This window comes from Wolbachia endosymbiont (group A) of Cydia splendana (assembly GCF_947179475.1).
GTDB classification, from domain to species: domain Bacteria; phylum Pseudomonadota; class Alphaproteobacteria; order Rickettsiales; family Anaplasmataceae; genus Wolbachia; species Wolbachia pipientis.
Genome location: NZ_CAMXBP010000002.1, coordinates 56,431 through 82,272, shown reverse-complemented (window position 1 = coordinate 82,272; position 25,842 = coordinate 56,431). Strand labels below are relative to the sequence as shown.

Genomic DNA, 25,842 nt, shown 5'->3' with positions numbered 1-25,842 from the left:
TTATCCGCTTTAAAATATTGGCGTTTTTTATGTTTTAAACGCTTGACAAGCGAAATTCAGCTGCTTTTAATTGCAACTAACTTACGCTGCAAATGTTTAAGAAATTTACTAAGCAGAAAAAAAGACAAAGAATCCCCGAGTTAGCTAGTCTTTTACTATCTCTGTCGAGTATTGGCATTTTTTGATGTCTTGTAACGCTTTATAAGCGCGTTCAGCTTATTTAGATAAAAATCTAGATGTAGATGAAGTTTTGTAAAGACATACAGTATCTATATACTGCAAAAAATTGAACATAAGACGCCGATACATTAAGTAATCCTTACCTTTTAATCTGCAGATTGGCGAAAGCAAATACAATAGCTTCAGTTTCATGATAAGGGGGCTAGCGGAGTTTGTCAAGGGATTTTTGACGAAATGATTTTGAAAGCAAAGAGCGGGAGAAGGGGTTCGAACCCTCGACCTCAACCTTGGCAAGGTTGCGCTCTACCAACTGAGCTACTCCCGCAATTAAATTAACCTAAATTTACTTAATTATAGGCATGTACAGCGATTTGTAAACCCCGTGTACATGAAAAATGTGAGAGCCCATAAATTTGCGTGGTTCCTTCTATGATCTTTTCGTATACTTAAGGCTCATTTTTGATTATCATAAGTTTTTAATTATTCCACAAAGCTTTATGGGAATATTTTTATATAAAGACGACTTGCCAGCTAGTTCAATACCAGATGATGTAAGGTCTATAGCTGTTGATACCGAGGCAATGGGGCTACTTCATAGCAGAGATAGATTATGCCTTGTGCAGCTCTCTTTTAATGATGGCAACGCTCACTTAGTTCAACTCAAGAACGATTATACAGCGCCAAATTTGAGAAAAATATTAGAGGATAAAAATATAACTAAAATATTTCACTTCGCGCGATTTGATGTGAGCATAATACGTTATTACTTGGAAACTTGGGCACTTCCGTGCTATTGCACAAAGATAGCTTCACGTTTAGTTCGCACTTACACAGATAATCATAGCTTAAAAGAGTTGTGCTTAGAGCTGCTTGATACCAAACTAAATAAGCAGCAGCAATCTTCTGATTGGGGAAATGAAAATTTAACAGACAAACAAAAAAGTTATGCTGCATCTGATGTTTTGTATCTCCACAGGATAAAGGAAAAGCTAGACTTAATGCTGGAACGTGAAAATAGAAAAGAATTGGCCCAAAAGTGCTTTGAATTTCTTCCTACTCGTATTGAGTTAGACTTAATGGGTTGGGAAAACGTGGATATCTTTAACCACCAGATGTAATAGAAGTTTTTTGTTTGTGCAAAACACTTTAGGGCAATTTTTCAAGCTCTGCGGTAAGAATTTAGTTGATTAACTGCTAATAGATACGCTATATTTTACAAAAATTTAGGTATTTTATGAGTGATGATATTACATCGGTAAATGATCAAAATTTCAAATCTGAAGTCACTGACTATAAAGGGTTCGTGCTGGTAGATTTTTGGGCAGAATGGTGTGGGCCATGCAAAAGTCTAATGCCACGTATAGAACAATTGGCTAAGGATAGAAAAGGCAAGATTAAGATCTGCAAATTCGACATAGATGAAGGGACTGAAGTGCCAAGTAAGTATGGAGTGCAATCTATACCCACTTTAATCATATTTCAAGATGGTAAGGAAATTGCACGCAAAATTGGTGCAACAAATGATTTGTCAAGTTGGGTTGATAGTGAAATAAGCTAATAGACAAATTTGCTTTTGTGTGTATTATAAATATTGATAAAAGGGATTGTAGCTCAGTCGGTTAGAGCAGTTCGCTCATAACGAATTGGCCGTAGGTTCGAGTCCTACCAATCCCACCATTGTATTAATCTTAGCATGATCGTAACAATGAGAAAACTATAGTATATGAACTATATATTAATGTAATGGGGGAAATGATGGAATTTACTAAGTCTCTAAATAACAAGTTAGATGAATTGCACTTACTAAATCATCCATTTTACCAGTCATGGAATACAGGAAGCTTAAGCTTGCAAGCTTTACAAACCTATGCTAAAGAATATTATCACCACGTTGCTGCGTTTCCTCGTTACATCAGTGGTATACATTTTTTGTGCCCAGATCTAAAAATGCGACAGGTTTTACTTGGTAATTTAATAGAAGAGGAACAAGGTGATGAAAATCATCCAGAATTATGGCAACGTTTTGCTGAAGGGCTTGGCGTTGCGCGATCTGATCTTCGTGAAAGTGCACAGATTAAAGAGACACAGGAGTTAGTTGATGGTTACTTTGATATTGTAAGATCAGGTTTTGCGGCAGGTCTTGGAGCCTTGTACGCTTACGAACGTCAAACTCCAGAGGTTTCCAAGTCTAAAATTGAAGGTTTAAAAAAACACTATTCAATAAGTGATGAGCGTTCTCTTCAATTTTTTACGGTCCATATGCATGCTGATGAATGGCATTCTGAGGAATGTGCAAATCTTATTGAAGATCTAGATGAAAAAGAGCAAGATAAAGTTATGCAGGGTGCTCAAAAGGGAGCAAGGCTCTTGTGGGGTTTTCTTGATGGAATGATGAATGCTAGCGTGTGTTAGTAGTTGTAAGTAGCTTAAACTCAGTGATGTTGGAATGCAATGTCTGCATGTAATCTTCTTATATCTGACTTACGGCTTTGGGTTCATTTAGGCTATAGTGCAGAAGAGAAGTATCATTCTCAATTAGTTAGTGTTAATATTGATTTTACCTTTAAATCCCCCCCTTTAGGACTTACAACTGACCGGCTTGAGGATAATATATGCTACTTGGAGGTAGTTCAGAGTATTCAATCTCTCGTTCAAAGCAAGCAATTCAACTTAATCGAGCATTTAACTCATGATATATACAGGACCATTAATAACCTTGTGATGCAAAAAAAGCTTATTATTTCTTCTATAGGCGTAACTATTCACAAAGTTGCACCACCTGTCCCCAGTGTGCATGGAGGTGTTTTCTTTACTTATCGTAATGCGTTGCAAGAATGATTTACATTTCTATTGGCTCAAATATGGGGAATCGCTTTTCCCATTTACAAAAGGCTGCTCAGTTACTGCAGGAACGCTATTTTAAAAATTTAAAATCTTCAATTATTCTGGAAACTAAGGCTATTTTACCAAATGATGCTTCACCTGGGTGGGACAGGCCATTTCTAAATATGGTTGTGTATGGAAGTTGTTCTTCTTCTCCTGAAGAGCTGTTAAAGGGCCTTAAACAAATTGAATGTGACATTGGCCGTCTGCAGGTCTATGAAAAATGGGCACCTCGCGTTATTGATTTGGATATTTTGTTATGGGATGACCTGACACTTGATACACCCTACCTTAAGATTCCTCACCCAGAATTGATAAACAGACCATTTTTGCTTCACTTGATGACAATGCTGAACCCTATGGCAGTAGTTAACAAAACGTTTGGTACTGTTAACCCTAACATTAAGGATTGCTTTTTAAGGAGTTTTACGCTTTCACCAGAGCTTGTAGGTATTGTCAATATTACTCCTGATTCATTTTCAGATGGTGGTCTTTATTATGATGCAGATCAAGCAACCAAGCAGGCACTGCGGCTGTTATCAGATGGTGCAAGCATAGTTGAACTTGGTGCTCAATCAACAAGACCTGGCTCCTCAATACAAACTCCAAAAGCAGAATATGCACGCTTAAAACCAGTGCTTGATAATCTCAATCAGTATATGAAAGTTGGTGACATTAAAGTCAGCATTGATAGTTTCTGGCCAGATGTTATTTTGAATGTTTTGGAGCACTACAACATTGCCTGGGTAAACGATCAGAAGGGAGATCTAGATGATAATACCTTAAAAGCGATTGCTAGCAGTGGATGTAGTATCGTTATTATGCATTCACTCTCCATACCACCACATAGTGACAACATTATCCCAAGTGACATTGATCCAATTGATACCATAAATAATTGGGCAGAAAGGAACATTAATAGATTACTAGCTCTAGGTTTTGATCAAAGCTCGATCATTATTGATCCTGGTATTGGTTTTGGCAAATCTATGTACCAGAATATCCAGATTTTACGCAGTATAGAAACGTTACAAAATTTTGGCTGCAAAGTTCTGGTTGGCCATTCTAGAAAGTCATTTATTTCTTCTTTTTCTACAGAACCTGTCTTTAACCGAGATTTAGAAACAATTGCTACATCATCTGTATTACACAACAAGGTTGATTTCCTTCGAGTGCATAATGTGCGTGATCACATGCGATTTTTTGTAGCTCAAGCTGCTTTACAGGGATGATAGTTATCGGAATTATGGCTGTTGATCCCAAGGGGGTAATTGGAATAAATAATGGATTGCCCTGGCATTATCCAAGTGAGTTAGATCATTTTCGTCAGGTGACTGACAAACAAGTTATTGTTATGGGGAGAAAGACATTTGAAACTATGCCTCAAGACATATTAGGGAATCGTATCCCTGTTGTTTTTTCTCGTGACAAATTAAATTCTTGTTTTAACAGAGGAGTAAAATGCACTATTATTTCTTCTATGCAAGAGTTTTTGTCAATCCAAAGTAATTCTAAAGTCTTCATGATTGGTGGAGCACAAATAGCGCATCTTTTTTTGGAGTATGATCTAATCTCAGAATTTATCATAACAGAAATTCACAAACCCTATAAAGGTGATGTATATTTCAACTTAACACTTCTTGATGGATGGCATAAAACTATTCTCACCAAAACGAAAGATTATACTATATGTAGGCTAATACGTTAATATGCATGTTAAAGCAATTTATACCCACCGCATTGAATGTGGGGAAGTATTAGAGCAGGTTCTTGATCGCTATGTTTCAGAGTTGCTAGGAGAGGAAGTTGTTCTTGCTATCACATCAAAAATCATTTCTATTTGTCAAAAACAAGTGGTTTGCAAAACTGCTTGTTCTAAAGAAGAGCTAATCAAAAGAGAAGCTGATGCAATTGTTGATGTAGACCATAATTCTTACGGCATCTATTTAACAATCAAAGACAATATCTTAATTCCATCTGCTGGTATTGATGAATCAAATGGTAATGAAATGTATATTTTATACCCAAAGGATGTTCAGAAAACAGCTCTATCAATATGGAACTATCTCAAGACAAAACACTGCATAAAACATCTTGGTATTTTGATTACAGATAGTAACATAACACCTATGCGCCTTGGGGTTACGGGCGTTGCTCTTGTTTGGTGTGGATTTGAACCATTTTATTCCTATATAGGCAAGCCAGATCTTTATGATCAACCACTGCAAGTAACATAAGTCAATCTTCTTGATGCGCTGGCAACGTCTGCTGTTTTAGTTATGGGAGAAGGGGCGGAGCAAACACCAATGGCAATAATTAGTGGCGCACCAAAGATTCACTTTCTTACTCGTCTGCCAACTACAGAAGAAGAAAAAAGTGTGAAGATATCTATGGAAGAGGACCTTTACTCTCCTCTCCTCATGCGAGCCCGCTGGTTAAAGAGTTAAAGAGGAACTTAAAAATTTGCTATTAGACTTCTTATACCAATTCCCGCTACACAAGTAACGGATAGACAATAATAGAAAAAAAGCCATACTGAAGTAAGTAAAGTAGCGAGGTTTAAATGGCATTAAGATCAAAATTATTGGATGAAAAAGTGGTGGAATCAGCAAAAGAAATGCTGAAGAAAGTAAGAAATAACGCATATGTTGCAAAAAAACTAAATGCTGTAATTGCAGCAAAAAAGCACAGTATAACAGCCGTAGCAAAGATATGCTGCATTTCAAGAAAGGCACTTACTGCATGACCTAAAATTTGGCAGAGAAGAAAAATTATTTGCTCCGCCTCAACGCCGTAGAAAAACTATATTGAATCAAAGTCAACGTGAACAAGTTGAGGTGTGGATAGAGGAAAACCCCAATATTACTATAAAAGAAATGAAAATAAGAATTCAAGAAAAGTTTGGTTTGAATATCAGCAAATCTACAGTACACCGTAATATGCAAAGAATGAAATTCTCATATATCACACCAAGACCAGTGCATAACGGACAAGATAAAAGTAAACAAGAGGAATTTAAAAAAAAATCTTAATGAAACTATTGTCATGTATCCTGAAAAAGAGCTATTTTTCTTCGATGAATCGCGGTTTGGCACACATTCAAAGATTGGACACGGGTGGTTTAAAAAAGGCATTAGGACACAGGTTAAGGTAAAACTAGGTAGGCAAAATTTTTATCTCTATAGTGCAGTTAATCCCAGAAATGGAGAAAGTTCTAGCTCAAACGTCAATACTGATTGTATGAATATATTCCTTGAGCAGATGTCACAATATTTAGGAACAAGGGAGGCATTTCTTATCATGGATTGTGCTAGTTGGCATAAGTCAAAAAATTTAAAAGTACCTAAAAATATCGACATTATATACCTACCACCATACTCACCTGACCTCAATCCTGTTGAGAGGTTTTGGTTATATATAAAACAGAACATTTTGCGTAACAAAATCTACGACACAATTGCTTTGCTTGAGAGCGCTTTGTGCAAATTTATTACCTCTCTTTCTCACTCCACAATTAAAAAACTCTGCAATGCCGCTTATTTGATTCACTAGTAATGAGAATTGGTATTACATAACCATATAACATTGGGAATAGAAACAAAAAACTTGCTTGACACCCTTCGCCAGCCCCCTTATCATAAAATTGAAGCTATTGTATTTGCTTTCGCCAATCTGCAGATTAAAAGGTAAGGATTACTTAATGTATCGGCGTCTTATGTTTAATTTTTTGCAGTACATAGATACTGTATGTCTTTACAAAACTTCATCTACATCTAGATTTTTATCTAAATAAGCTGAACGCGCTTATAAAGCGTTACAAGACATCAAAAAATGCCAATACTCGACAGAGATAGTAAAAGACTAGCTAACTCGGGGATTCTTTGTCTTTTTTTCTGCTTAGTAAACTTCTTAAACATTTGCAGCGTAAGTTAGTTGCAATTAAAAGCAGCTTAATCTTGCTTGTCAAGCGTTTAAAACATAAAAAACGCCAATATTTTAAAGCGGATAATAACCCCAGGGCTTCTTTTGCCTTTTTTTTCATTTGGTAAATTTCTTAACGTTTGTAGCTAAACGACAACCGTCATCCCGCTACGTGTTAGCGGCTAAGAGATACCGCGGCGGTATGACGGTTTGCGGCGGCATGACCTCGTCATTCCCCTACGTGTTAGCGGGATCTAGAGATACCGTGACGGTATGACGGTTCGCGCGGTGGCATGACCTCGTCATCCCGCTACGTGTTAGCGGGATCTATGCTTTGAGATACCGCGAATGAATCGTGGTATGACATAGGGAACCCTTTCTTGGGTTAGCTATAGATTTACTTCGCATATTCAGCTAATTTTTATTACAATTACAACAAAATAATTTTGGCTTTGATGAAAACTGTATATGTATGTCAATTCTGTGGTCATAGCACTGGTAGGTGGGTAGGGAAGTGCATTGCATGTGACAATTGGGATACAATTGTTGAGGAAATAGCAGTAAAAACGGGCAAAAGAAGTATATCTGCGCCAATTTTAATAAAGACGTTATCGGGTAGCGAAATTATCACTCCAAGTCGTTTTCTAACAGGAATAGAAGAATTAGATAGAGTTTTTGGTGGGGGTATCGTTCAAGGTGCTAGCATTTTAATTGGAGGCGAACCTGGTATTGGAAAATCCACCCTTTTGCTTAGAATTGCAGCTAATGTTGTGCAACTTTCCTCTTTTGAATGTCTTTATGTATCTGGCGAGGAATCTTTAGAGCAAGTTAGTCTCAGAGCAAAGCGTCTTAAGATAAATGAACCTAAAATTAAGCTTTTGTCTACAGTGTCTTTAACTGATGTAGTAGCAACAATAAAGGAAAACAAAAGTATTAAATTCTTAGTAATTGACTCTATACAAACAATGTATGATAGCAGAATTACATCAGCACCAGGCACTGTAACTCAGGTCCGCACTTGCGCTCATGAATTAACCATTCTTGCGAAACAATATGGTGTTTCTCTTTTAATAGTTGGTCATATAACTAAGGATGGACAAATAGCTGGACCTAAAACTTTGGAGCATATGGTGGATACGGTATTATATTTTGAAGGTGAAAATAGCAATCAATACCGCATTTTACGCACTATTAAAAATAGATTTGGCCCTGCAAATGAAATTGGTGTTTTTGAGATGTCTGAAGCAGGACTTGTGCCTGTTGATAACCCATCATCATTGTTTCTGATGGCCCATGACAGAGAAGTAGTTGGCAGCGCCGTATTTGCAGGAATTGAAGGTTCAAGACCAATTTTAATGGAAGTTCAAGCGTTAATAGCAGGAACTAATATGGCAACCCCAAGAAGGGCAGTAGTTGGGTGGGATATTAATAGATTGGCTATGATCATCGCGGTGCTAAATGCTCGTTGCAAAATGTTTTTGCATGATAAAGAGGTATACCTAAACATTGCAGGGGGACTCAAAATACAGGAACCATCGGCTGATCTTGCTGTTGCTGCTTCCCTTATTTCAAGTGTAGTAAATTTACCGCTGCCAACTTCTTCAATAATCTGCGGTGAAGTTGCACTTTCAGGAGAAATTAGGAATGTCTCGCATGCTGATCTCAGACTAAAAGAAGCACAAAAGTTAGGATTCAAAAAAGCAATTATGCCTAAAAATGGTAATTACTCTTCTCACGATATTGAGATAATTAAGCTTGGTCACGTAAGGGAATTAAGAGAAATTTTTAATTACAATTAAATAACGCTTCAGCAAATTCTTTGCTAGTAAACTCCCTTAAGTCCTCTATACTTTCGCCAATTCCTATAGCATGTAACTTTATCTTATAAGCTTCTGCAAGTCCAATTACCACTCCGCCCTTAGCAGTGCCATCTAACTTTGTTACGATTAGCCCGGTAACATTAACCATTTTGCTAAATGCTTCTAATTGGCTATAAGCATTTTGGCCGGTAGTTGCATCAAGAACTAAAATAACGTCATGAGGGGCAGTATCATCCAATTTCTTTATCGTTCTATATATTTTTGATAACTCCTCCATAAGGTTCACATTATTTTGCAGCCTTCCTGCTGTGTCAATTAGAACAACATCAATGTTATCTTTTATAGCTTGACTTACAGCTCTATATGCCACACTTGCAGAGTCGCTACCATACTCTCCAGTAACAATCAAGCAATCAGAACGTTCTGCCCAAATGTTTAATTGCTCACTAGCAGCAGCTCTAAATGTGTCGCATGCAACAAGCATAACGGATTTTCCCATTTCCTTATATTTATATGCAAGCTTACCTATAGTTGTGGTTTTACCGTTACCGTTTACTCCACATACCATTATTATATGTGGTTTTTTATTTAAAATTAACGGCTGTACAACTGGGCTCAATATAGCTTCTATTTCGTTCATTAACTGCTGTGTGATAATGTTATGTTCAACTTCCTTGTCAAATTTGATGCTTGTGAGCCTGTCAATAATTAATTTGGAAGTTTTATGACCAATGTCCATGCTAATTAGCAATTCTTCTAGCTCATCTAAAAGCGACTGATCTAATTTTTTTTTGTCAGAGAAAATACTTTTCACCCCGTCGCTAAAGCGAGAAGAAGTTTTTAACAGGCCTTTATAAAGATTACCAAATAAACTCAAGGGAATACTCCTTTTAAATTATAAACTTAACGACAACATAGAGACGCTGGTTGTAAAGAAATACACGTATTATGTGTATTTGTAAAGTTAAATAGTCGTTTTACGGGAATTTTGAAAGTAAAATTCCCGTGATACTAGTGTATTTTACTTTAGTTTTTAACCTAAATATGTTATAATGTAGAATAGCGGTTTACAGGTAATTTTATGAGTTATAATGAGAAAATTTTAGATCATTACGAAAATCCAAGGAATGTTGGCTCTCTGGATAAAAATGATCCAAGTGTTGGCACTGGTTTAGTTGGTGCACCATCGTGCGGTGATGTAATGAAATTGCAGATAAAGGTCAATGACAAAGGTGTTATTGAAGATGCAAAATTTAAAACTTTTGGCTGCGGTTCTGCCATTGCTTCAAGTTCCTTGTTAACAGAGATGATAAAGGGAAGAACCATCAGTGACGTTACACAGATAAAGAATACTCAAATAGTGGAAGAATTGTCTTTACCTCCAGTGAAGATACACTGTTCGGTACTTGCTGAAGATGCTATAAAAGCCGCTATTCATGATTATCAAAGTAAGCAAAAGAATTAAGAAGCATGAGTGAATATCAAGAAGTAGGCGGAGGTGAAACTGTAAAAAAGAATAAAAAACTTATCACTATAACTGCGGAAGCAGTAGAAAGGATAAGGTATTTATTGGACCAAAAGAAGCATACTAACCTTGAGAAACCGGAAGAAGCAATAGGAATAAGAGTGCTAATTAAGCAAAAAGGATGTTCTGGTTTAAAATATGATATTGAATATGCATATGATACTCGTCCTTTAGAGTCGGTAATTGAAGAAAACTGTAGTGATGGCCAAAAAGTTAAAGTGTTGATCGACCCAAAATCCGTCATGTTTATTCTTGGCTCTGAAATGGATTATGTAGAAGAAAAATTTTCATCGGGTTTTGTTTTCAAAAATCCTAATGAGAAAGGAAAATGTGGTTGTGGAGAGAGTTTTCATGTCTAGCAACTATTTTGCATTGTTTGAAATTGAACCAGCTTTCAATATCAGCTTTGATGAGTTAGAGAAAAAATATATTGAGCTAAGCAGGACTGATATAAATGAAAGACAGTCCCAAAACATGGAAAATATTAACAGAGCTTATCAGATACTAAAGTCACCGCTAAAACGTGCTGAGCATTTGCTGGATTTTTTTAATGTGAAAAGCCAAAAGGACCACTTAAATTCTGAAATATTAAGTGAATCAATGGAAATAAGAGAGTACTTACTAGACTGCGACGATCTACAATTTGCAAGCAGGATGATTGATGAAAAAATAAAAGATTGCGTTAAAAACCTAATTAACACTTTTGCTGTAAAGAATTTTGATAGAGCTGCTACACAAGTCTTAAGATTGAAATATTTATATAAGTCATTTGAGGAGGTGAAGAAAAATGCAACCAATTCAAATTTCTGAACCAAATTCAAATGAAGTAGTTTTTGGTATAGACCTTGGCACCACCAATTCTTTGATTGCTATGGTGAATAAAGCTGGCAACGTGGAGATATTTAAAGATGAACAAGGAAGAGAACTGCTGCCTTCTGCTCTTTCATATGAAAATAATACATTGAAAACTGGCTACGATGTCGGTCAAAATGCAATCTACTCAATAAAGCGTTTAATGGGTAAAAGTGTTGAAGAATTAAATAAAGAAGGCGTCAATTTTGAAATAGATCATGAAAGCGAAAAAGTTATTAGAATAAAATGCGCAGAGGAAAAGTATCTGACTCCTGTTGAGATTTCTGCTGAGATATTAAAAACTTTACGTGAGAGGGTAAAAAAGTCTAAGGGGCTGGAAGTAAAAAAAGCAGTGATTACTGTGCCAGCTTACTTTGACGATTCAGCACGTAACGCAACTAAATATGCGGCAAAATTAGCTGGCATAGAAGTTCTTCGCCTCGTTAACGAGCCAACCGCTGCAGCGCTTTCTTACTCCATTGAAAAGAACAATAGCAGTGGAATATATGCAGTGTATGACCTTGGTGGCGGAACGTTCGATATTTCGATATTGAAATTGCACCAAGGAGTGTTTCAAGTCCTTGCGGTTGGTGGTGACACCAACCTCGGCGGTGATGATTTTGATCATTTGCTGAGTTCAATTGTGATTGATAAGTATAGAGAAAAGACGGCTAAGCAACTAAATTCCTTACTTATCGAATCACGCTCTGTGAAAGAGTACCTAAGCAATCACACTATAGGTATCTTCGAATTTAATGTTAACGGCAAGCCATTTGAGTGCGAAATTACCAGAGAAGAATTCGAGCAGGCAATCAGTTCTTTGGTCAATAAGACTATCAATATAGTCACTCGTACTATAAGTGATATAGATCTTAAAATTGATGATATAAAAGGAGTAATTTTAGTTGGTGGTGCAACTAGAACACCATTGGTTCAAAATTCACTAGTCAAGCTCTTTGGAAATAAAGTACTAAATGACGTGGATCCAGATAAAGCAGTTGCCATTGGGGCAGCTCTGCAGGCTCATGATTTAACTTCGAGCTCAAAAGATAGGAATATTCTCCTGGATGTTTTACCTCTATCACTTGGCATAGAAACTATGGGAGGCATAGTTGAAAAAATCATACCAAGAAATACGCCACTGCCAGTTTCAGAAACAAAAGAGTTTACAACTTATATTGATGGGCAAACAGCAATGAAAATTCATGTTTGTCAGGGAGAACGTGAAATGATAGAGGATAACAAATCTCTAGCGCAGTTTGAACTAAAAGGTATACCGCCACTGCCTGCAGGTTCTGCAAGAGTTGAAATAGAATTTACAGTTAACGTTGACGGAATCTTGACTGTTACTGCAAGAGAAAAAACTACTGGAATTGAGCAGACAGTTAAAGTAAATTCAAGTTTTGGCTTGAGTGAAGCTGATGTTCAAAATATGGTTAACCAGTCAATAAACAGTTTTGACGAAGATATGAAGGCTCGTTCCCTTGCAGGTGCTAAAATTAATGGAAATAAACTCATACACTTGGTTGAAAACAATAATAACCTTTCCACTGATCAAAAGTTGAAAAACCTATTACAAAATGCAAAAAACGCTTTACAAGGCAATGACTTGAATGAAATTAACAACACTATCGCCGAGTTAGAAAATTCTTCTTTAGAGTTGTGTGAATTAACAAATAGGTAGAAAAAGCTTACACAACCTTGTGCAATACCCTATTTAATCTCAAAGCAACAGGTAACCTGAAATTAAATGGTAACCAATCGACCTTTCCTAATTTAAATGATAAACCAACTATGCTTACACGCCCAATGATATTTTCCATTGGTACAAAACCAACTTCAGGAAACCTACTATCTAAAGAATTATTTCTATTGTCTCCCATAACGAAAAATTGATCGTTAGGTACATAATAAACCGGAGTGTTATATGATAGCTTATTAGAAATGTCATCTACCAAAATCTCATGTTCCTTGCCACTTAAAAGCGTTTCTATATATCTTGGTATGTTACGATTTGACTCATAATCAAAAAAACTTTCAATTTGCCTTCGCTCTACTTTCTGATCATTTAGGTATAATTCTCCCTCTATCATTTGCACTTTGTCACCTGGTGTTCCTATTACTCGCTTAACAAACCTGATGCTGTCATTTCTTGTGGGTTTGAAAACTACTATGTCGCCACGCTTTGGAGGGGTATAAAAAATCCTGCCGCTAAAAATGTTTGGAGAAAATGGAAATGAGTGTTTACTGTAACCGTATGAATATTTACTAGTAAAAATGTAATCCCCTTCAAGTAGGGTGCTTTTCATTGAACCAGAAGGTATATGAAATGGCTCGAATAAAAAACTACGTATTGACAGCACAATCAACAGTAAAAAAAACAATGAAGATAAAAATCTTCCCGTTCTTATCACCCAGTTTTTGCTTAGTTCTTCCAACTTTGTTTTTCTTATAGATTAAGCTTATTATAATACATAAATTAAAAAATGGTAATATGAAATTTTACTTGTGAATGTTATTCCTCTATTCAAAACGATTTTGAAAAGGCGGTTCATTTCTTTCAACGGTGTCATCCAAGTAGCGTGACACATAACTGTACGAACATTGCAATTTGCAGGTGGCAGATGAAAGTAGCTGATGCACATCTGTACGAACATTTGCTTTTGTTAAGGTAATATGGTGTTATGAAAGTAGCTGACACTGGAATGGCTTTGTTGCATCGCTACTTATGAAAGGCTAACTATAGTTAGGATTATAAGCAACCTATTGAAAATCTTGTTTTTTTGCAATCAATCTGATCAAATTTAAGAATAGTAATTTGTTATTTATATTAATAAATTTAATTCTATTGAAAATAGCTAAAGCATTGAAATTCTTGAATTTTAGCCGGATTGGTAAATGGTAGTGAAATTTCTTTTACTCAAATTTAGGTATTCATTGACCGTTCTTGTTATAAATACCAGAATAATAAGCTACTGATATTCCCTATCTTTTTTATCTTTAATCCATCATAGCTAGCGATGCAACAAAGCCCACTGGAATCCAGGTTGTAACCGTTCACGGATTGTGAGAATGAATAAAGAACTAAGCAGTCGTAACTTTTGGAAGGGATTTTGGCCATTGAGACGTGATGTCAAAAATATCGACAACATTCTTTCCACAAATCTTTCTCCATGTTCCGACCAGGTGAAAAAGCTGTTTTTACGATAGCCGTCTAATTTGCCGTTCTGCAAGGTTGTTGATTGACTTCAGGCTTTCGTAAAAACTTCCACACCATATCCTCGGCCTTAACATCTTAATGGCCATTCTCAAACCATTTACAAGCCTTGTCATTTCATGCCCCCCCTTTTTGCATTAGTTGTGTAGCATCTTTTAATATTAGCAAGGCCTATAATAGTGCAACACTGCCTTACGTATTGCCAATCCAAATTCTACTTGCTGTAAAATAACACAATCTGCTACATCGCTGCTAATCTCAATCCCTCTGTTTATTGGCCCTGGGTGCATAACAATCGCATCTGGTTTTGCGTATGATAGCTTTTGTGAATCAAGTCCATACAAATAAAAATATTCTTTCTCTGAAGAACTATTATTCATGCGCTCTTTCTGCAATCTCAAAAGCATAATTACGTCAGCATCCTTTATACCTTCAATTAATGAATAATGGACTGAATCTACTTCAGGAAAATGCTTACAAATCAAAGTTGGTGGTGCGACCAAGTTTATCTCTGCTCCAAACATTTTTAGCAATCTTATATTTGATCTTGCAACTCTACTGTGCAGAATATCTCCACATATCACAACTTTGAGGTCCTTTATTTGCTTTTTGTGATTGCTGATTACAAGATAGTCTGCAAGAGCTTGAGTTGGATGTTCACTACTTCCATCGCCTGCATTGATTAGCGAGCAGTTAACATACTTTGCCAGTGTATTAATGATACCACTACTTTTATGCCTGATTATTATGTAATCAGGATTCATTGCATTTAATGTTTTGATCATGTCTTTTAGATCTTCTCCCTTGTTAATAGAAGAAGATCTTATTGGCAGAGTTACAACATTTGCTCCAAGGCTTTTTGCTGCTATTTCAAAAGACGCAAGTGTACGCGTTGAATCTTCAAAGAATAAATTTATTACTGTCTTATTTTCCAAGATATGACTATTTGCAACTTCTTTTTTAAGGTACTGGTTGGCCAACTTAGTTATATTTTCTACATCATCGACTGTAAGGTCTGAGATGTTTAACAAATTCCTTCTCTTGTTCATAGTTTCCTTTTCAACTACTTGAACCTATTCTACTTTCTTATTACCTTTTTTCAATAGACTTCTTGTGCAGCAATTGTTTTGGTGAAAGAACGGAAAAAGATAGTAAAGTCAAAATTAAGTTAGAAGGAAGAAAAAGTTCAGCGAGTCAAGAGTAAGGTATATTAGCATAAATCTTTCATCCCAATGTTTAGTGGCGCTGGGGATTACTTCCACTTACACTCATCCGCTATCATAACAGCCTCAAAAAGATGCTTCTCAAGTTCACTTAGAGGCAAATCACTTTGTGAATAATTTCCCCAAGATTTTAGTATATCGGAAGTTTCAACGCCTTCAATAATAGGATATTCTTGGTTTTTTTTAGCGTATAACTCTTGAGCCTGCTTGCTTACTAAAAATTCCAATAAGACTATAGCATTTTCCCTGTTTTTTGCGTTTTTTGTTACTGCTGCACCACTGATGTTTACCATTACACCGTGATCGTTGCGATTAGGAAAAAAAGCCCCTAGCTTGTCTGCAACATTCTTTTTATTTTCTGATGAAAGAATTCTCGCAAAGTAGTAGCTGTTTACTATTGCAACATCTCCCTCACCCGCTGCTACGGCGTAAATTTGATCAGTATCACCACCACTTGGTTTTCTTGCCATATTGCTCACAATTCCGCTTACCCATTCTTTCGTCTTTTCAAAACCATTATTTGCAATCATAAAAGCAATTAACGATCTGTTATATGGACTTGTAGAAGAACGCACTAATATTTTTCCTTTCCATTTTTCATTTGCTAAATCTTCATAAGTACTTAAGTCCTTAGGGTCTACTGACTCTTTATTGTAAACCAATATCCTAGCTCTTTTTGTAAGACCAAACCAATAATCTTCACTGTCTCTAAATCTTGCAGGTATAACACTTTTTAAAACCTCTGAATCTACTTGAGATAAAAGTCCTCTTTTTTTTGCTAGAATTAAGTTGATTGCATCAGCAGTCAAAAATAAGTCAGCTTCACCACCGTTTTCCATTCGTGAAAGTAGCTGAGAATAATCATCAATGATGTAACGTACTTTAATACCTGTATTTTTCGTGAATTCATCAAACAAAGTACGTACTAATTCTTCTTTGCGCGATGAATAAACATTTACCACTTGTGAGTCATTAGTTCCGTCGTTTCTGTATAAATAAGTAATAACTATCAATATAATTGCTATTAAGGATGTGAATATAAAGGCTTTTTTCATATTGGATAAAAAATAACTTCTTTCAGTTAAAGTTACCAAGATGGTACAACTTTAGCAAGTGTAAAGTTCGTTAGATAAATCATAAAAACTTCCTTGACAAGCTTCGCCAGCCCCCTTATTATAACACTGAAGCTATTTATTTATCTTCGCAATCTCTGCAGTGGATTAATGACAAAAAACTTAATGTATTTGGCGTAAATCATGCTTAATTTTTTGCACTATGTGCACCTTATGTCTTTATAAAATTTCTAGGTTTTTACCTAATATAAGCTGAAATGCGCTATTTAAAACATTAAAAAACGCCGATTTAAAAAATGGATAGTGAATAACTAGCTACCCTAGGGTTTCTTTTGCCTTTTTTTCTGTTTAGTAAATTTCTTAATGTTTATAATTTAGATTAGTTGCGGCTTAAAAGCAACTAAATCGCGGTTATTAAGCGTTTAGAATAAAAAAACGCCATACTTGAAAGTATAATGTAAGTAATTAGCCAACCACGGGGCTTCTTTTGCCTTTTTTTTCGTTTGGTAAATTCCTTAATATTTATAGCTAAGAGAGCCCAAGAGAGGTGTCATTCCAGCGCGTGACGCTGGAATCCCAAAAAAAGGATGATGTCATTCCAGTGCTCCTTTTTTTGTCATCCCAGTGCTTGACACTGGGATGGCTTTGTTGCATCGCTAGCTATGATGGATTAAAGATAAAAAAGATGGAGAATATCAGTAGTTTATTATTCTGGTATTTATAACAAGAACGGTCAGTGAATACCTAAATTTGAGTAAAAGAAATTTCACTACCACTCACTAATCCGGCTAAAATTCAAGAATTTCAATGCTTTAGCTATTTTCAATAGAATTAAATTTATTAATGTAAATAATAAATTACTATTCTTAAATTTGATCAGATTGATTGCAAAAAAACAAGATTTTCAATAGGTTACTTATAATCCTAACTATAGTTAGCCTTTCATAAGTAGCGATGCAACAAAGCCATCCCAGTGCGTGACACTGGGATGACACTCTCTTGGATGGAAAGCTACTTTCATGACATCATTCTTTTTCCTGGATCCCAGTGGGCTTTGTTGCATAGCAACTGAAAAAATCTGGTGGCTACTGACAAAATTCATTATAAAATAGCCATTTAACCTTGAAAGAAAAAATATGCCACAAAAAATGAGGGTCAGTAACCATAGCGAATATAACAAATTTCTAGAAAAAAGAGGAAATATTTTTCATTATATCAACGAAGCCATAGAAAAGTGGTACGAGAATGGTCCAAAAATACCAGGTGGCAACAATATTTATAGCGATAAAGTTGTAATTTTGGTGCACATAATAACTTGTTTATTTAGAATAGGCCTGAGGCAAACAGTTGGGTTTATAGCAGGATACCTTGAGCAAATTGGGAAAAATTTGCAAGTTATCAGCTATTCACAATCATCAAGAAGGTTTAAGAAACTCAATATTAAGAGCAATGATTGCAGAAAATAATATGGAAGATATCGAAATTGCTATAGACAGTACAGGAATTAGTATATACAACAACACTCCTGGTCATAGCAAAGAAAATAGCGAAGATAGAAAGTATCGCAGCTATGAACAGACAAGAAAATTGCATGTAATGTTGAATACAAACAGCAAAAAAGCCATAGCTGTAAAATACAGTAACGGCTGATCACTATGGAGCTTGTGATTTGCTAAAAGAAGTCGATTTTCAGTATGTCATAAAAGTACTATATGCAGATAGGGCATATGACAGAGAAAAGCTCTATAAGCTGTGTAATCAATATGGTATAAAAACGAAAATTCCTCCGAAAAACAACGCAGCAGAGCATCCAAAGTTAGACTATATGGCTGAGAGAAATGCTGCAATTAGACTAATAAAATCATGCAGCGAAGATGGAATGAAGAGGTGGAAAAGGCAAACAAACTACGGAAAAAGATCTTATATAGAAAGTTTTTTCTCGCGACTGAAACAAACATTCGGGTTTAGTTTTAGGAATAAATCTGAGACAAATAGAGAGAAGGAACTACTTGTTAAATGCTATTTGCTCAATAAGTTCACTGATATTGGTATGGCTAAATTTGAGATAGCTTCATAAATTTATTGTGCGTTACCTACTATCCGAAGAGCGATGCAACAAAGCCCACTGGGATCCATCTTATTTTTATAATGGAAATTAGTTTAACGTATGCTCCTAAAATCTGTCGTCCATTGCACAATTTGCAAATATTTTTATACCTGGACCCCAGTGTCAAGCACTGGGATGACACCTTTGTGTTTGAGGCAAAACAGGCTATAACATTTAACATACTGCCCTCGCAAACAAATGTTCGTACAGTTGTGTATCAGCTACTTGGATGACACCACCCCTAGTGGGCACTGCCCTTAAATCATAATGGATAACAGGGTTATAAGCTCTGAACATTAATAATAAGGTCTATTCTTTTTTAACCTGAGTGCAATTGCGTCTTCCCAAATTTCACCATTACGCAATAACTTTTCTTTATTGTACATTAGCTCCTCTCTCGTTTCAGTAGCAAATTCAAAGTTAGGACCCTCCACAATTGCATCAACTGGACATGCCTCTTGGCAAAGCCCGCAGTATATGCATTTTGTCATGTCAATATCATAGCGTGTGGTGCGACGACTACCGTCTTCTCTTTCCTCTGCTTCAATAACTATTGCTTGAGCAGGGCAGATAACTTCGCATAATTTACAAGCTATGCACCGTTCTTCACCGTTTGGATACCTACGCAACGCATGCTCACCACGAAACCTTGGACTTAAAGGGCCCTTCTCCATAGGATATCTTAACGTAACCTTTGGTTTGAACATATATTTCAATGTAATAGCAAACCCTTTGATTAACTCTGCAAAAGACCAATACCAAGCTAATTTCTTGAGCATAAAATATTTAAAACTTGTGTCAGTCATTATAAATCATATTATCAGTTTTCAAAATAAATATTTTCACCTGGGTGACTTTTACAGCTTTTCTATATAATACATTCACTAGTATGATAGTACTGCATTAATATAAACTAGCAAGATAGATAAAAATTTTGAATATTTTCAAATTAGGTATTTTGGTTTCTTAAGTGTAATATTGCTAAGTAGTTTATATAAATAATGACAAACACAAATGAAACTATTTTCGCTTTATCGACCGTATTTGGTAAGTCAGGAGTTGCAGTAATTAGAATTTCAGGCAACTATGCGCTTAAAGCTTTAAATCATTTTCATATTAAGAAAGAAATTAAACCAAGATTTGCTACTTTAGTTGATCTATATGATGATTTCAATCAATTGATAGATAATGGAATAATCATCTATTTCCCTGCTCCAAACAGTTTCACTGGCGAGAATGTTATAGAGTTACAAGTGCATGGAAGTAAGGCAGTCATAAAAATCATCTTGGAGGAATTATCAAAAATTTTCGTTATGGCCAGGCCTGGAGAATTCTCACTTAGGGCTTTTCTAAATGGTAAATTTGACTTAACTCAAATAGAAGGAATTGCAGACTTAATTGATGCTGAGACGAAAATGCAAGCTAAACAAGCGATTAAGCAGATATCAGGAGAATTGGAGAGACTATACAGCAATTGGAGGCAAAGATTAATAACGATACAATCCAAAATCGAAGCATATATAGACTTTCCAGAGGATGTTTGGACAGAAAAAAATGAATTGGAAAAAATTAATAATGAAGTGCGAGCTCTTGTGCGGTTGATACAAGAGCATTTAAATGATAATAGACGGGGTGAAAGGTTGCGTGAGGGTTTACATGTTGTAATAACTGGTAAACCAAATGTCGGTAAATCAACTCTGTTTAATTTCTTAGCCAAGCGTGATATTGCTATTGTTTCTGAATATGCAGGCACAACAAGAGATATACTTGAAGCTCATATTGACATTGGCGGATACCCAATCATTCTCTCTGATACTGCTGGAATTCGTGAGAGTTCAGATCCAATAGAATCAGAAGGTATAAGTCGAGCGAAAAAGAGGTCTTTTGAAGCTGATTTAAGAATAGAACTGTTTCCTTTTGAACAGCGTCATAATATCAATTGCAACGTTGTAAATAGCGATACTATTTATGTATTGAGCAAAGCTGACGATGTTATCAATAATCACAATATAAAAATTAATGGCATAGATTTTCTACCTATTTCTATTTTAAAGGGAATAGGTACAAACAAATTGATCTCTCTCATAAAAGAGAAGGCAGAGGAAAAATTTGGGCATGATAGAGACACTCCTGTAATCACTCGGCAAAGACATAGGAATCACATGCAGAAAGCACTGGAACATTTACAACGTTTTAATATCGATAATCCAATTGAGTTGATATCTGAAGATTTGAGGCTTGCTGCATTTGAACTTGGTGCGGTGATTGGAATTATTAATGTTGAGGAAATATTGAGTAGTGTGTTTAGCAACTTTTGCGTGGGCAAGTAAAGCTTTTATAGATTGCTTAAAATCAAATGTTGTGATAGAAAAGAAATGGACGGATGGCCGAGCGGTTTAAGGCACCAGTCTTGAAAACTGACGTACGTGATGAGCGTACCATGGGTTCGAATCCCATTCCGTCCGCACAGCATCTCGCTATGCTAGCTGATTTTTAGAGCTTATTTGGACTATGTGGTTCATAACGCTGGAAATCTTATCTAATCTAGCCACATCTTTTAAAAATACGTCCCTTTGTAAATTGACCTTATTAGCGAAGAAAGCTAATATCTATAAATAGATTACCATCTGAATATGAAAACCGATATAGTAATAATAGGTGCAGGACCTGTTGGAATATTCACTGCTTTTCAAGCGGGAATGCTTGATATGAGATGTCATGTAATAGATGTTTTGGATCAAGCAGGAGGACAATGCACAGCTCTTTACCCAGAAAAGCCAATATACGATATACCTGGTTATCCTGTAATTACTGCCCAAAAATTAATTGAGCAGCTAATGGAGCAAGCTGCGCCATTTAAGCCTATTTACCATTTAAGTCAAAAAGTAGAAAAGATTTCAAATAACGAAGGTGAAAACTTTACTATCATAACGAGCATAGGTACAGAGGTAAAATGTAAGGCTGTTATTGTTGCTGCAGGTAATGGAATGTTTGAACCTAACCGTCCACCCTTAAGTGGTATATTAGAATATGAAAATAAATCTGTATTTTACAGTGTAAATAAAATTTCTGATTTTCAGGATAAAACTATAGTCATTGCAGGGGGGGGTGATTCTGCAGCTGATTGGACTGTAGAACTTTCTAAAGTTGCAAAGAAAATTTATGTGATACATAGGAGAAAGGAATTTCGCTGCACTCCTGAAACTAGAAATAAATTAGAATCACTTGAAATTGATGGAAAAATAGAACTGGTAGTGCCATATCAATTACACGAACTAGCAGGAGGTAATGGGCAATTGAGCACAGTGATAGTAAAAAACATTGCCTCTAAGGAAGAAAAAGAAATATCCGCTGATTTTTTGCTGCCATTTTTTGGATTGTCAATGAATCTTGGTCCAATAAACAATTGGGGTATACAGTTAGAACATAGCCGCATAGTTGTCGACCCAGCTACACTTAAAACCAGTAGAGATAGGATATATGCAATCGGAGATATAGCTATTTATTCAGGCAAACTAAAATTAATACTAAATGGTTTTGCTGAGAGCGCCATGGCTTGTTATGACATATACAAAGTAATCCACAACTCTCCAGTCAATTTTCAATATTCAACTTCAAAGGGAATTCACGGGAAAGAAAAACTTCCTTGACAAACCTTGCCAGCTCCCTTATCATGAAACTGAAGCTATTGTATTTGCTTTCGCCAATCTGCAGATTAAAAGGTAAGGATTACTTAATGTATCGGCGTCTTATGTTCAATTTTTTGCAGTATATAGATACTGTATGTCTTTACAAAACTTCATCTACATCTAGATTTTTATCTAAATAAGCTGAACGCGCTTACAAAGCGTTACAAGACATCAAAAAATGCCAATACTCGACAGAGATAGTAAAAGACTAGCTAACTCGGGGATTCTTTGTCTTTTTTTCTGCTTAGTAAATTTCTTAAACGTTTGCAGCGTAAGTTAGTTGCAATTAAAAGCAGCTTAATCTCGCTTGTCAAGCGTTTAAAACATAAAAAACGCCAATATTTTAAAGCGGATAATAACCCCAGGGCTTCTTTTGCCTTTTTTTTCATTTGGTAAATTTCTTAAATATTTGTGGCTAAACGACAACCGTCATCCCGCTGCTTGTTAGCGGGATCTAGAGATACCGCGAATGAATCGCGGTATGACGTAGGACTGCTGTCATTCCAGTGCTCCTTTTTTTGTCATCCGAGTAGCTGACACTGGGATCCAGGAAACTTAACTTTACACTAGGTGAATGTACAATAAGAACTGGATTCCAGACTGGAATGACACCGAAGGGGCTACTGGGATGACAAAAGGGGGCACTGGGATGACAGGAGAAAGAGGCACTGGAATGACAAAGAGGGTACTTGGATGACAGGAGGTAATGCAGGAAGTCTAATAGTGCAGCAACACGGAACCCCAGGTCAGGCCTGCACCTATTGAAATCAGCAGTACCAGATTTCCTGATTTTATTTTTGATTCTTGTATTGCATAGTCTAAGGCCAGTGGAATTGATGCCGCTGAGGTGTTTGCATGCTTATCAACGGTATTAATCACTTTCTCTATAGGAAAATCTAATTTCTTTACTACTGCTTCAATAATACGAATGTTTGCTTGATGGGGAATTAACCAGTCAATATCAGTGATTTTCAAATTATTGCATTTCAGAGTTTCCTCTACTGAGGCTGTTAACTTATCCACTGCATGTTTAAACACTTCTCTTCCATTCATGCATATTTTTCCAGAATCACCAGTTGAGGATATCCCTCCGTTCGTACATAGTATGTCCACATTGCCATCAGAATATAGGCTAGTTGAAATTATACCTTTTGTAACCCCCTTCTCTGCCACCCAAGTATCAGCATCATTTGTTGGAATGACGTTAAAATGACATGCTGATTTCATTATTACTGCACCAGCACCATCACCAAAGAGTACACAAGTTGACCTATTTTCCCAATCAACAATCCTAGACATTATTTCAGCACCTATAACCAATGCATATTTAATTCTATTGTTAGATTTTATGAGCGAATCAGCAACTGTAACTGCATATATAAAACCAGAGCATGCTGCTTGTACATCAAAAGCAAATGCGTTTTTACATTTTAACTTACTTTGTACAATCGTTGCACAGCTAGGAAAAGTTTTATCAGGAGTTGTTGTAGCAACTATAATCAAGTCAATTTCATCTACTGAAATTTTAGCTTTTTCTATAGCACTTTTTGCTGCATTTACAGCTAGATCTGACGTTAGTTCTCCTTCATCTGCTATATGCCTTTGAACTATTCCTGTTCTCTGCCTTATCCATTCATCGCTCGTCTCAACTATCGATGCAATTTCGTTGTTACTCAACATTTTTCTTGGTAGGTAAGATCCAGTGCTTAATATGAAACTTTTATTCAATATGACTTACCCCGTTAATTATCTTTTGATTTAAATTTTCACTAATTGCATTTACTGCAAATTTTATGGCATGGGCAAAAGAAATAGCATCAGAATTTCCATGACTTTTAATGATGATACCATTCAGCCCTAAAAACATAGCTCCACTTCTAATTTTGGGATTAAAACGCGTTAAAGCTTTATTTAGTTTGGATTTTAACAATATACCAACAAGCATTTTCGCTATCCACGAATTGAATACTTCCTGCTTTATTAGATTGATAAAGGTACTAGCGGTTGCCTCAGCCGTTTTGAGCATTACATTGCCAACAAAACCATCAGCAACAATCACATCTATATTACCCTCTAAAAATTCACTTGCCTCTATATACCCTTTGAAATTAATGCCTGGAGCGTTTTTAAGCAACTCAAAAGCGCCGCGCACTGAGTCATTACCTTTAACTTCTTCTGTGCCGATATTTAGCAAAGCAACTTCAGGATTGTCAATTTTTAATGCTATTTTTGCAAATATACTACCCATTAACGCAAATTGAAATAATGAGTCGGCATTACAATCAACATTTGCACCAAGGTCAAGCAAAGCGAAGCTTTTTGTCTTAGTTGGACAGATAGAGGCAATAGCAGGACGATAAATGTTTGGTAATGTTCCTAAAATAAATCTGGAAATTGCCATCAACGCTCCGGTGTTGCCTGAAGATACCACTCCGAAAGCTTTACCTTCTTTCACTGCAACAGTTGCAGCTTTCATACTTGAGTCTTTACGATGTCTCAGCGCAAAAGATGGCTTATCATTTGCAAGGACATTGTCAGAACAATGAGTAAATTCAGAATTGTTACTTACTTTTTTATATTTCAAAAGCAAAGGAGATACTTCTTCCTTATCTCCATAAATATGAAAAAAAACTTTAATGCCTGGGTCAACAAGGTTGTCTAAAAAAAAACCAGCACCCTGAATTACGGAAAGAGGCGCAAAATCGCCCCCCATAGCGTCAAGTGCAATAACTATATTATTATTGACCGTAGGTAACATATCATAATAGTCACTCCGCCTGTTGCTTGATGAAAACCCGTTTTCCTTTGTAACTGCCATCAACTGCTACGTTATGAGGCAACATGAATTCCCCAGTTGTTGAACACACCACAATATTCTTAGGCTCAATAGCATGATGAGAACGATGCATATTACGCCTTGACTTTGACTTTTTTCTTTTTGGAACTGCCAAAATTTCCTCCATTCTACTACAAAATACAATACATTAGTAACATGTTTTTTACAGGAAGTAAACAGGGATAGTAAAATAAGTAAGGTTTGCTTATGTAATTGAGTTCTATAGCTAAAGTGGCTCTACAATTTGAAAAACCGTCATTCCACTACTCGTTAGCGGAATCTATACCGCGAATGAATCCATAGCTGTACGAACATTCATTTTTGAAGGTAAATTGCACAACAGATGATGTCATTCCAGTCTGGAATCCAGAAATTTTGCTTATAACTGAGCTGATGAGCTAAAGGTAGTTGTCTTATGCTAAAACAAACGTTTTTAATTAAGTTGCATAGAAGCTGGATCCCAGTGGGCTTTGTTGCATCGCTACTTATGAAAGGCTAACTATAGTTAGGATTATA

26 protein-coding genes, 3 tRNA genes and 2 pseudogenes are annotated in these 25,842 nt (G+C 36.0%); 19 read left to right on the top strand and 12 right to left on the bottom strand.

Annotation, left to right across the window (positions count from 1 at the left end):
• Positions 1 to 432 precede the first annotated feature (432 nt).
• Positions 433 to 505: transfer RNA gene (locus tag OM961_RS06105), tRNA-Gly, on the bottom strand.
• Positions 506 to 677: 172 nt separating this feature from the next.
• Between OM961_RS06105 and OM961_RS06100 the strand changes: the two genes are divergently transcribed.
• The 10 genes and pseudogenes from OM961_RS06100 to radA all read left to right on the top strand — a co-directional run bounded on the left by OM961_RS06100 (position 678) and on the right by radA (position 8,783).
• Positions 678 to 1,298, top strand: coding sequence for a ribonuclease D (locus OM961_RS06100; RefSeq protein ID WP_015589270.1), 621 nt, complete (start codon positions 678 to 680; stop codon positions 1,296 to 1,298).
• 116 nt (positions 1,299 to 1,414) lie between these two features.
• Positions 1,415 to 1,738, top strand: coding sequence for a thioredoxin (gene trxA / locus OM961_RS06095; RefSeq protein ID WP_007548839.1), 324 nt, complete (start codon positions 1,415 to 1,417; stop codon positions 1,736 to 1,738).
• A 42-nt stretch (positions 1,739 to 1,780) separates the two neighbouring features.
• A tRNA-Ile gene (locus OM961_RS06090) sits at positions 1,781 to 1,857 on the top strand.
• A 78-nt stretch (positions 1,858 to 1,935) separates the two neighbouring features.
• Positions 1,936 to 2,592, top strand: a complete 657-nt coding sequence (locus tag OM961_RS06085) for a CADD family putative folate metabolism protein (protein WP_155969607.1) — start codon at positions 1,936 to 1,938, stop codon at positions 2,590 to 2,592.
• A 39-nt stretch (positions 2,593 to 2,631) separates the two neighbouring features.
• Positions 2,632 to 3,018, top strand: a complete 387-nt coding sequence (locus OM961_RS06080; protein ID WP_264339635.1) for a dihydroneopterin aldolase — start codon at positions 2,632 to 2,634, stop codon at positions 3,016 to 3,018.
• Complete coding sequence (gene folP, locus OM961_RS06075; protein ID WP_264339634.1) at positions 3,015 to 4,295, top strand: dihydropteroate synthase; 1,281 nt, start codon at positions 3,015 to 3,017, stop codon at positions 4,293 to 4,295. The genes OM961_RS06080 and folP overlap by 4 nt, the downstream gene beginning before the upstream one ends.
• On the top strand, positions 4,292 to 4,771 hold the full coding sequence (locus tag OM961_RS06070; RefSeq protein ID WP_264339633.1) for a dihydrofolate reductase: 480 nt from the start codon (positions 4,292 to 4,294) through the stop codon (positions 4,769 to 4,771). Before folP ends, OM961_RS06070 begins: the two co-directional genes overlap by 4 nt.
• A gap of 1 nt (position 4,772) precedes the next feature.
• Positions 4,773 to 5,300 (top strand): coenzyme F420-0:L-glutamate ligase, encoded by a 528-nt coding sequence (locus tag OM961_RS06065; protein WP_264339632.1) that lies wholly within the window; start codon positions 4,773 to 4,775, stop codon positions 5,298 to 5,300.
• Between the two features lie 326 nt (positions 5,301 to 5,626).
• Positions 5,627 to 6,615, top strand: a pseudogene (locus OM961_RS06060) (IS630 family transposase).
• Between the two features lie 824 nt (positions 6,616 to 7,439).
• Entirely contained in the window at positions 7,440 to 8,783 is a 1,344-nt protein-coding gene (radA, locus tag OM961_RS06055) for a DNA repair protein RadA (protein WP_264339631.1), read from the top strand.
• Here radA and ftsY read toward each other — a convergent pair.
• A complete protein-coding gene (ftsY, locus tag OM961_RS06050) occupies positions 8,770 to 9,681 on the bottom strand; it encodes a signal recognition particle-docking protein FtsY (protein ID WP_264339630.1) in 912 nt (303 codons plus the stop codon). The genes radA and ftsY overlap by 14 nt on opposite strands.
• A gap of 204 nt (positions 9,682 to 9,885) precedes the next feature.
• On the opposite strand from ftsY, the gene iscU reads away from it, so the two are divergent.
• Genes iscU through hscA form a run of 4 tightly spaced genes read left to right on the top strand, consistent with a single transcriptional unit; the run spans position 9,886 to position 12,865 of the window.
• Complete coding sequence (gene iscU / locus OM961_RS06045) at positions 9,886 to 10,269, top strand: Fe-S cluster assembly scaffold IscU (RefSeq protein WP_151808025.1); 384 nt, start codon at positions 9,886 to 9,888, stop codon at positions 10,267 to 10,269.
• A gap of 5 nt (positions 10,270 to 10,274) precedes the next feature.
• Positions 10,275 to 10,688, top strand: coding sequence for a HesB/IscA family protein (locus OM961_RS06040; protein ID WP_182309603.1), 414 nt, complete (start codon positions 10,275 to 10,277; stop codon positions 10,686 to 10,688).
• Positions 10,681 to 11,139, top strand: coding sequence for an iron-sulfur cluster co-chaperone HscB C-terminal domain-containing protein (locus OM961_RS06035; protein ID WP_182309602.1), 459 nt, complete (start codon positions 10,681 to 10,683; stop codon positions 11,137 to 11,139). Before OM961_RS06040 ends, OM961_RS06035 begins: the two co-directional genes overlap by 8 nt.
• A complete protein-coding gene (gene hscA, locus OM961_RS06030) occupies positions 11,117 to 12,865 on the top strand; it encodes a Fe-S protein assembly chaperone HscA (RefSeq protein ID WP_264339628.1) in 1,749 nt (582 codons plus the stop codon). The genes OM961_RS06035 and hscA overlap by 23 nt, the downstream gene beginning before the upstream one ends.
• A 7-nt stretch (positions 12,866 to 12,872) precedes the next feature.
• On the opposite strand, the gene lepB is transcribed toward hscA, so the two are convergent.
• The 5 genes from lepB to OM961_RS06005 all read right to left on the bottom strand — a co-directional run bounded on the left by lepB (position 12,873) and on the right by OM961_RS06005 (position 17,757).
• A complete protein-coding gene (gene lepB / locus OM961_RS06025; RefSeq protein ID WP_319606715.1) occupies positions 12,873 to 13,619 on the bottom strand; it encodes a signal peptidase I in 747 nt (248 codons plus the stop codon).
• Between the two features lie 940 nt (positions 13,620 to 14,559).
• The gene (locus OM961_RS06020) at positions 14,560 to 15,447 is read right to left on the bottom strand and encodes an aspartate carbamoyltransferase catalytic subunit (protein WP_006280416.1); all 888 of its coding nucleotides are present in this window, start codon (positions 15,445 to 15,447) and stop codon (positions 14,560 to 14,562) included.
• 203 nt (positions 15,448 to 15,650) lie between these two features.
• The gene (locus OM961_RS06015; RefSeq protein ID WP_010082338.1) at positions 15,651 to 16,676 is read right to left on the bottom strand and encodes a Fe(3+) ABC transporter substrate-binding protein; all 1,026 of its coding nucleotides are present in this window, start codon (positions 16,674 to 16,676) and stop codon (positions 15,651 to 15,653) included.
• 546 nt (positions 16,677 to 17,222) lie between these two features.
• Positions 17,223 to 17,348: a hypothetical protein gene (locus tag OM961_RS06010; RefSeq protein WP_264339627.1), complete on the bottom strand. Its 126-nt coding sequence runs from the start codon at positions 17,346 to 17,348 to the stop codon at positions 17,223 to 17,225.
• A 280-nt stretch (positions 17,349 to 17,628) separates the two neighbouring features.
• Entirely contained in the window at positions 17,629 to 17,757 is a 129-nt protein-coding gene (locus OM961_RS06005; protein WP_264339626.1) for a hypothetical protein, read from the bottom strand.
• Positions 17,758 to 17,830: 73 nt separating this feature from the next.
• Here OM961_RS06005 and OM961_RS07725 point away from each other — a divergent pair.
• Positions 17,831 to 18,771, top strand: a pseudogene (locus OM961_RS07725) (IS5 family transposase).
• Positions 18,772 to 18,790: 19 nt separating this feature from the next.
• Here the strand turns inward: OM961_RS07725 and OM961_RS05985 are convergent.
• A complete protein-coding gene (locus OM961_RS05985) occupies positions 18,791 to 18,982 on the bottom strand; it encodes a hypothetical protein (protein WP_264339625.1) in 192 nt (63 codons plus the stop codon).
• A 115-nt stretch (positions 18,983 to 19,097) separates the two neighbouring features.
• On the bottom strand, positions 19,098 to 19,580 hold the full coding sequence (nuoI, locus tag OM961_RS05980) for an NADH-quinone oxidoreductase subunit NuoI (RefSeq protein WP_041573606.1): 483 nt from the start codon (positions 19,578 to 19,580) through the stop codon (positions 19,098 to 19,100).
• Positions 19,581 to 19,802: 222 nt separating this feature from the next.
• Here nuoI and mnmE point away from each other — a divergent pair, with 222 nt between their 5' ends.
• From mnmE to OM961_RS05960, 4 genes are all read left to right on the top strand, one after another.
• Positions 19,803 to 21,131, top strand: a complete 1,329-nt coding sequence (gene mnmE / locus OM961_RS05975; RefSeq protein ID WP_264339624.1) for a tRNA uridine-5-carboxymethylaminomethyl(34) synthesis GTPase MnmE — start codon at positions 19,803 to 19,805, stop codon at positions 21,129 to 21,131.
• A 47-nt stretch (positions 21,132 to 21,178) separates the two neighbouring features.
• Positions 21,179 to 21,266 (top strand) — tRNA-Ser (locus OM961_RS05970).
• 168 nt (positions 21,267 to 21,434) lie between these two features.
• Positions 21,435 to 22,451, top strand: coding sequence for an NAD(P)/FAD-dependent oxidoreductase (locus OM961_RS05965; protein WP_264339623.1), 1,017 nt, complete (start codon positions 21,435 to 21,437; stop codon positions 22,449 to 22,451).
• A 613-nt stretch (positions 22,452 to 23,064) separates the two neighbouring features.
• The gene (locus tag OM961_RS05960) at positions 23,065 to 23,187 is read left to right on the top strand and encodes a hypothetical protein (RefSeq protein WP_255317430.1); all 123 of its coding nucleotides are present in this window, start codon (positions 23,065 to 23,067) and stop codon (positions 23,185 to 23,187) included.
• 20 nt (positions 23,188 to 23,207) lie between these two features.
• On the opposite strand, the gene OM961_RS05955 is transcribed toward OM961_RS05960, so the two are convergent.
• From OM961_RS05955 to rpmF, 3 genes are read right to left on the bottom strand one after another with little or no spacing between them, the layout of a single operon-like run.
• Positions 23,208 to 24,218: a beta-ketoacyl-ACP synthase III gene (locus OM961_RS05955; protein WP_182321005.1), complete on the bottom strand. Its 1,011-nt coding sequence runs from the start codon at positions 24,216 to 24,218 to the stop codon at positions 23,208 to 23,210.
• Entirely contained in the window at positions 24,211 to 25,248 is a 1,038-nt protein-coding gene (gene plsX / locus OM961_RS05950) for a phosphate acyltransferase PlsX (protein WP_182309753.1), read from the bottom strand. The genes OM961_RS05955 and plsX overlap by 8 nt, the downstream gene beginning before the upstream one ends.
• Before the next feature lie 10 nt (positions 25,249 to 25,258).
• Complete coding sequence (gene rpmF / locus OM961_RS05945; protein WP_041573607.1) at positions 25,259 to 25,441, bottom strand: 50S ribosomal protein L32; 183 nt, start codon at positions 25,439 to 25,441, stop codon at positions 25,259 to 25,261.
• Between the last annotated feature and the right edge of the window lie 401 nt (positions 25,442 to 25,842).

Coding starts and splice junctions, on each gene's coding strand:
- OM961_RS06010 (WP_264339627.1), bottom strand. CDS start 17,348: ATGCAACAAAGCCATCCCAGTGTCAAGCACTGGGATGACAAAAAAAGG.
- hscA (WP_264339628.1), top strand. CDS start 11,117: ATGCAACCAATTCAAATTTCTGAACCAAATTCAAATGAAGTAGTTTTT.
- plsX (WP_182309753.1), bottom strand. CDS start 25,248: ATGTTACCTACGGTCAATAATAATATAGTTATTGCACTTGACGCTATG.
- OM961_RS05965 (WP_264339623.1), top strand. CDS start 21,435: ATGAAAACCGATATAGTAATAATAGGTGCAGGACCTGTTGGAATATTC.
- OM961_RS06040 (WP_182309603.1), top strand. CDS start 10,275: ATGAGTGAATATCAAGAAGTAGGCGGAGGTGAAACTGTAAAAAAGAAT.
- radA (WP_264339631.1), top strand. CDS start 7,440: ATGAAAACTGTATATGTATGTCAATTCTGTGGTCATAGCACTGGTAGG.
- nuoI (WP_041573606.1), bottom strand. CDS start 19,580: ATGCTCAAGAAATTAGCTTGGTATTGGTCTTTTGCAGAGTTAATCAAA.
- mnmE (WP_264339624.1), top strand. CDS start 19,803: ATGACAAACACAAATGAAACTATTTTCGCTTTATCGACCGTATTTGGT.
- OM961_RS06065 (WP_264339632.1), top strand. CDS start 4,773: ATGCATGTTAAAGCAATTTATACCCACCGCATTGAATGTGGGGAAGTA.
- OM961_RS06080 (WP_264339635.1), top strand. CDS start 2,632: ATGTCTGCATGTAATCTTCTTATATCTGACTTACGGCTTTGGGTTCAT.
- OM961_RS06020 (WP_006280416.1), bottom strand. CDS start 15,447: ATGAACAAGAGAAGGAATTTGTTAAACATCTCAGACCTTACAGTCGAT.
- OM961_RS06085 (WP_155969607.1), top strand. CDS start 1,936: ATGGAATTTACTAAGTCTCTAAATAACAAGTTAGATGAATTGCACTTA.
- folP (WP_264339634.1), top strand. CDS start 3,015: ATGATTTACATTTCTATTGGCTCAAATATGGGGAATCGCTTTTCCCAT.
- trxA (WP_007548839.1), top strand. CDS start 1,415: ATGAGTGATGATATTACATCGGTAAATGATCAAAATTTCAAATCTGAA.
- OM961_RS05960 (WP_255317430.1), top strand. CDS start 23,065: ATGTACAATAAGAACTGGATTCCAGACTGGAATGACACCGAAGGGGCT.
- OM961_RS06100 (WP_015589270.1), top strand. CDS start 678: ATGGGAATATTTTTATATAAAGACGACTTGCCAGCTAGTTCAATACCA.
- OM961_RS06035 (WP_182309602.1), top strand. CDS start 10,681: ATGTCTAGCAACTATTTTGCATTGTTTGAAATTGAACCAGCTTTCAAT.
- OM961_RS06015 (WP_010082338.1), bottom strand. CDS start 16,676: ATGAAAAAAGCCTTTATATTCACATCCTTAATAGCAATTATATTGATA.
- iscU (WP_151808025.1), top strand. CDS start 9,886: ATGAGTTATAATGAGAAAATTTTAGATCATTACGAAAATCCAAGGAAT.
- OM961_RS06070 (WP_264339633.1), top strand. CDS start 4,292: ATGATAGTTATCGGAATTATGGCTGTTGATCCCAAGGGGGTAATTGGA.
- OM961_RS05985 (WP_264339625.1), bottom strand. CDS start 18,982: ATGTTAAATGTTATAGCCTGTTTTGCCTCAAACACAAAGGTGTCATCC.
- OM961_RS06005 (WP_264339626.1), bottom strand. CDS start 17,757: ATGCAACAAAGCCCACTGGGATCCAGGAAAAAGAATGATGTCATGAAA.